Raw genomic sequence first — 4,449 nt, forward strand, 5'->3', positions numbered from 1 at the left:
CGAAACGCGTGTTGGATTCAGGCCCCAAGTCAGTCAAAACCAACCTGTCTTTGGCTTTTTACCGGACCAACCACACATTTATGTCGCCAATGGTCTTGGCGCTTCAGGCATTACGAGCGGACCGTTTTTAGGGTCAGAAATTGCTAAGCAACTAATGGGGAAGAACTTAACGTTAAATCCAGATCTTTATAAAATTTAAGGGGAGAAACCTTGTGAGATTTTTATCTGCAGTCTTATCAGCATTTATAGTCGCTATTACAATCGTGTTAGTGGCCTTTATTCCAAATCCAGCAGACGATCGAATCTTCTTCACTATTTTTGTCAGCACTTTGCTCATTAGCGGTTTGATTTATTTAATTGCTGGGGTCCCTATATCAATATTGATAGACCATTTAATTAAGAAATTGAGGACAAGTTGGCAAAGATACATAGCAGGGTTGTGTAGCTATTCAATAGCAGGTGCTATTGTTGGTGTGATCGTTATGATTTTATTTGGACAAGAGAATGAATTACACGCAATCATGATTATGGCATTATATGGCACAATCGCTGCTAATATTTATTACCATGTTCAATTATGGATGAAAAAATAAGCACAACCTCCATTCCGGAAGTTGTGCTTTTATACACCTAATGTTTGAAACGTAAATTGGATAACATATTTTAAATGGTAAAACAGCAACGCCGCAAAAATACCGAGGTACAGTAGAGCTTCAGTATCGGCAGAAAAACCGTAGTTAAAAGATGAGGTTAAAAAGTAAATGTTTGCTAAAACACCACCGACAGCATAAACGATGATTCCTATTATGTAGTCAAGCCACTGTTGTTTGAATGCGAATTTGTTCAACACGTAATCACCTAAATAAGAAAAACCAACACCGACAGTTATGAAAAGTAAAGTCGAATACATCATGAGCACAAATAAACTAGGCCAAAATTCATTCAAGCTGAAAACGCTAAATGCTAAAATTACCGAAAATACTAACGCTGACAATAGAGCTGTGACGAATCGCGTTAATAAACTCATACAATCCCCCTCTCATAGATTCTATTCCCTAATAACGAATTGCTGAAACGAGAATCGCACGACATATCTCATGTGATAAAACAAGAGTGCTCCGATTACGCCATAGATCATCATTGAGATCGTATAGCCAGCAAAACCTTCATGATACAAACCAATGAAGAAAAAGATATTGCCGATGATTCCTCCGATGACGTACACAAGAAAGCCTGCTATATAATTTAACCATTTATTTTGAGAGTCGATTTTGTTAATAATATAATCGCCAACGAAGGAAAACGAAATCCCTGCAATTATAAAAACCCCTAATGAATAGGCCATCACAATTATAAAGCTAACCCAAAAGCCACTCACATCAATTAAGATAAGAGCCAAAATAAATGAAAAAACAAAAGAAGATAATAATGCAGTGACAAAGCGATCTAAAAACTTCATACAAATCCCCCTTAAACAAAGTTTACCATAAGTAGTAAGTCGAAATTTGTAACCCTTTAAAAATTCGCGTCACAAAATAATTTAAAAAAATTAATGCAAAATTGTAGACATTTTTCAAGTTAAAGCATTATAATATAATAGAGATTTGCCTTAGGTAAAAAAATGTGAGTTAATACAAATGATTGTCCTTAATGAAAATTGGAACACTATACTTATATCTGCAATAAATATGTATGTATAAATGTTGAAAAGGCCTACGAAACAAGCAACTTTTAGCTGTTTACGAGGTAATAAAAGGAGGCTTACAATTGACTTCATCTGTAAAAGTCGATCATTTATCGGTCTCTTATCACGGCGAAATGGCTTTAGATAATATTACGTTTGAAGCACCAACACAAGAGCTAATTGGGATTATCGGTCCGAACGGTGCGGGGAAATCAACGTTAATTAAAGCCATTATGGGAATGGTGCCGAAAAATCAAGGGGATATAAAAGTTTTCGATCAATCGGTTTCGAAAATGCGTCAAAAAATCGCTTATGTGCCGCAGCGAAGTATGATTGACTTTGATTTTCCGGTATTAGTAGAAGACGTCGTCGTGATGGGTCGTTATCCACACTTGAAATGGTGGCAAAGACCAGGTAAAAAAGATCGTGAAAAAGCTTTAGAATGTTTAGAACAAGTCGGAATGGAAGATTTTCGCAGACGACAAATAGGTGAATTATCAGGTGGTCAACAGCAACGTGTCTTCATTGCGCGAGCGTTAGCGCAAGAATCAGATCTATTATTTTTAGATGAACCGTTTGCTGGAATTGACTTATCATCAGAACAAATCATTATCAATTTACTAAGAAAAATTCGTAACCAAGGCAAAACACTTTTTGTCGTACACCACGATTTAAGTAAGGTTGAAGAGTATTTTGATAGCTTAATGTTGTTAAACCAACGCTTAGTCGGGTTTGGAGCGCAAGAAGATGTATTTAAACCACAGCTCATTAGTGAAGCATATAACGGTAATATCGCAACGCTTCACAGTGAAGACGGAGATGGCCAAATGGTGGTGGTTAAGTAATGGAAAATTTAAATTATTTTATCGATGCAGTTATGACGTATCCATTTTTACAAAATGCGTTAATCGCAGGTGTTTTAGTCGGTATTGTTTGTGGTGTAGTCGGCTGTTTCATTATTTTGCGCGGCATGGCACTGATGGGTGAAGCAATTTCGCATGCGGTGTTACCGGGTGTCGTCATTGCTTATATGTTAGGTGCTAGCTTTTTCGTTGGTGCTGTCATTACCGGTGTTTTAACCGCACTAGGCATTGGCTACATTTCACAAAACAGCCGCATTAAAGACGATTCAGCAATTGGTATTTTGCTGACGGGTACGTTTGCAGTCGGGGTTGTACTTGTGACGACGATTGGAAGCACAAGTATTAACGTTTGGCACATTTTATTTGGAAACGTATTAGCTGTATCGCGAACTGATTTATGGATGACGCTAGGTATTACGGTAGGTGTTTTAATACTTATTTTTGTTTTCTATAAGCAGTTGCTTTTAAGTACGTTTGATCCAACGATGGCTAAAGCGATTGGCTTACCAACACGATTGATTCATTACATGCTCATGTTCATTTTGTCACTCGTTACAGTAGCGTCATTGAACACAGTAGGTATTATTTTAGTCGTTGCAATGCTTATTACGCCTGGTGCGACAGCTTACTTAATGACCGATCGTTTACCGATGATGCTAACTTTATCAGCGGTGTTTGGCGTCATTTCGGCTGTTGTCGGCGTGTATTACTCATACATTTATGACGTTGCAACAGGTGCATCGATCGTCATTGTGGCAACATTACTATTTACGTTAGCCTTTTTATTCTCACCGAAACAAGGTGTATTTGTCCGTTGGTTCAGACGTATGACGACAAGCAAAGCTTAAAATTTATTATTTAAAAGGGAAACAGGAGGAAAAGGAGAATGTTTAGAAAGAAAATTTTCAGCATGATCAGTATCATCGCTTTAGCTAGTATCTTATTAGTAGGGTGTAATTCAGGGGAAGATGAAACTAGTGAAGTTGAAGAACTTCAAGTTACAACAAGCTTCTCAGTTATTGCTGACATTGTAGAACAAGTCGCAGGTGAGCGTGCTAATGTAGATTACGTTGTACCAATTGGTGAAGAACCCCATGAGCATGAACCTGTTCCAAGTGACTTTCAAAAAGTAACAGATTCTGATGTGTTTTTTGTCAATGGTTTAGGTCTTGAGGAATGGTTAGAATCGTTAATGGATAACGTGACGGATACGCCAGTTGTAGAATTGTCTGAAGGCATAGACACGATTAAGTTAGCAGATGGGGAAACAGATGATCCACACGCTTGGTTAAATCCAAACAACGTGAATATGTTTGTTGATAACATTTTAGATGAGTTAATCGAAATCGATCCAGACGGTGAAGACGTTTATCGTGAAAACGCAGATAACTACAAGCAGGAATTAGCTGAGTTAGATGAAATGATTCAAGAAAAGGTTGAGCAAGTGCCTGAAGAAAATCGTTTAATCGTTCTAAGTGAAGATGCGTTCATTTACTTTGGCGCAGCTTATGGACTTGAAACAGAAGGGATTTGGGAGTTAAATGCTCACGAAGAAGGAACACCACAACAAATAGCACGTGTTGTTGACCTTCTAGGAGAGCGTGACATTCCATATGTCTTCTTAGAATCAACGATCAACCCTGTTCATATGGAAACTGTATCATCCGATTCAGGTGTTCCGATTTACGATATGACAATCTTTACAGACGCTGTCGCTGAAGACGGCGGCGATGCCAGCAGCTATATCGGCATGATGGAACACAACGTTGAAGCGATTACGAGTGCATTAAGTGAATAAAAATTTTCGCCTCCCCTAAGTTTACAATGCTTAAGGGGTTTTTCGTGTTTTTGGGGAGGGGTGCGGCTGCGTAATTGTCGGACGAAGTGGTATTAATGTCGGAC

Annotated in this window: 7 protein-coding genes; 5 read left to right on the top strand and 2 right to left on the bottom strand. The window is 38.2% G+C overall.

Annotation, left to right across the window (positions count from 1 at the left end; all coding sequences use genetic code 11):
* Together A194_RS18730 and A194_RS0114940 are read left to right on the top strand one after the other, a co-directional pair.
* The coding region (locus A194_RS18730; protein WP_040403129.1) for an FAD-dependent oxidoreductase at positions 1-199 on the top strand (199 nt) is incomplete at its 5' end.
* A 13-nt stretch (positions 200-212) separates the two neighbouring features.
* On the top strand, positions 213-593 hold the full coding sequence (locus tag A194_RS0114940) for a hypothetical protein (RefSeq protein ID WP_017187604.1): 381 nt from the start codon (positions 213-215) through the stop codon (positions 591-593).
* A 29-nt stretch (positions 594-622) separates the two neighbouring features.
* Here the strand turns inward: A194_RS0114940 and A194_RS0114945 are convergent, their stop codons facing one another.
* Entirely contained in the window at positions 623-1,027 is a 405-nt protein-coding gene (locus A194_RS0114945) for a hypothetical protein (protein WP_017187605.1), read from the bottom strand.
* A 21-nt stretch (positions 1,028-1,048) separates the two neighbouring features.
* Positions 1,049-1,459, bottom strand: a complete 411-nt coding sequence (locus A194_RS0114950) for a hypothetical protein (protein WP_017187606.1) — start codon at positions 1,457-1,459, stop codon at positions 1,049-1,051.
* Between the two features lie 308 nt (positions 1,460-1,767).
* Between A194_RS0114950 and A194_RS0114955 the strand changes: the two genes are divergently transcribed.
* The 3 genes from A194_RS0114955 to A194_RS0114965 are packed head-to-tail and all read left to right on the top strand — an operon-like array spanning position 1,768 to position 4,345.
* On the top strand, positions 1,768-2,529 hold the full coding sequence (locus A194_RS0114955) for a metal ABC transporter ATP-binding protein (RefSeq protein ID WP_017187607.1): 762 nt from the start codon (positions 1,768-1,770) through the stop codon (positions 2,527-2,529).
* The gene (locus tag A194_RS0114960; protein ID WP_017187608.1) at positions 2,529-3,395 is read left to right on the top strand and encodes a metal ABC transporter permease; all 867 of its coding nucleotides are present in this window, start codon (positions 2,529-2,531) and stop codon (positions 3,393-3,395) included. The genes A194_RS0114955 and A194_RS0114960 overlap by 1 nt, the downstream gene beginning before the upstream one ends.
* Before the next feature lie 38 nt (positions 3,396-3,433).
* Positions 3,434-4,345, top strand: coding sequence for a metal ABC transporter substrate-binding protein (locus tag A194_RS0114965; protein ID WP_017187609.1), 912 nt, complete (start codon positions 3,434-3,436; stop codon positions 4,343-4,345).
* Positions 4,346-4,449 lie beyond the last annotated feature (104 nt).

It is taken from the genome of Alkalibacillus haloalkaliphilus C5 (assembly GCF_000269905.1).
In the GTDB taxonomy this organism is placed as follows: Bacteria; Bacillota; Bacilli; order Bacillales; family Alkalibacillaceae; genus Alkalibacillus; species Alkalibacillus haloalkaliphilus_A.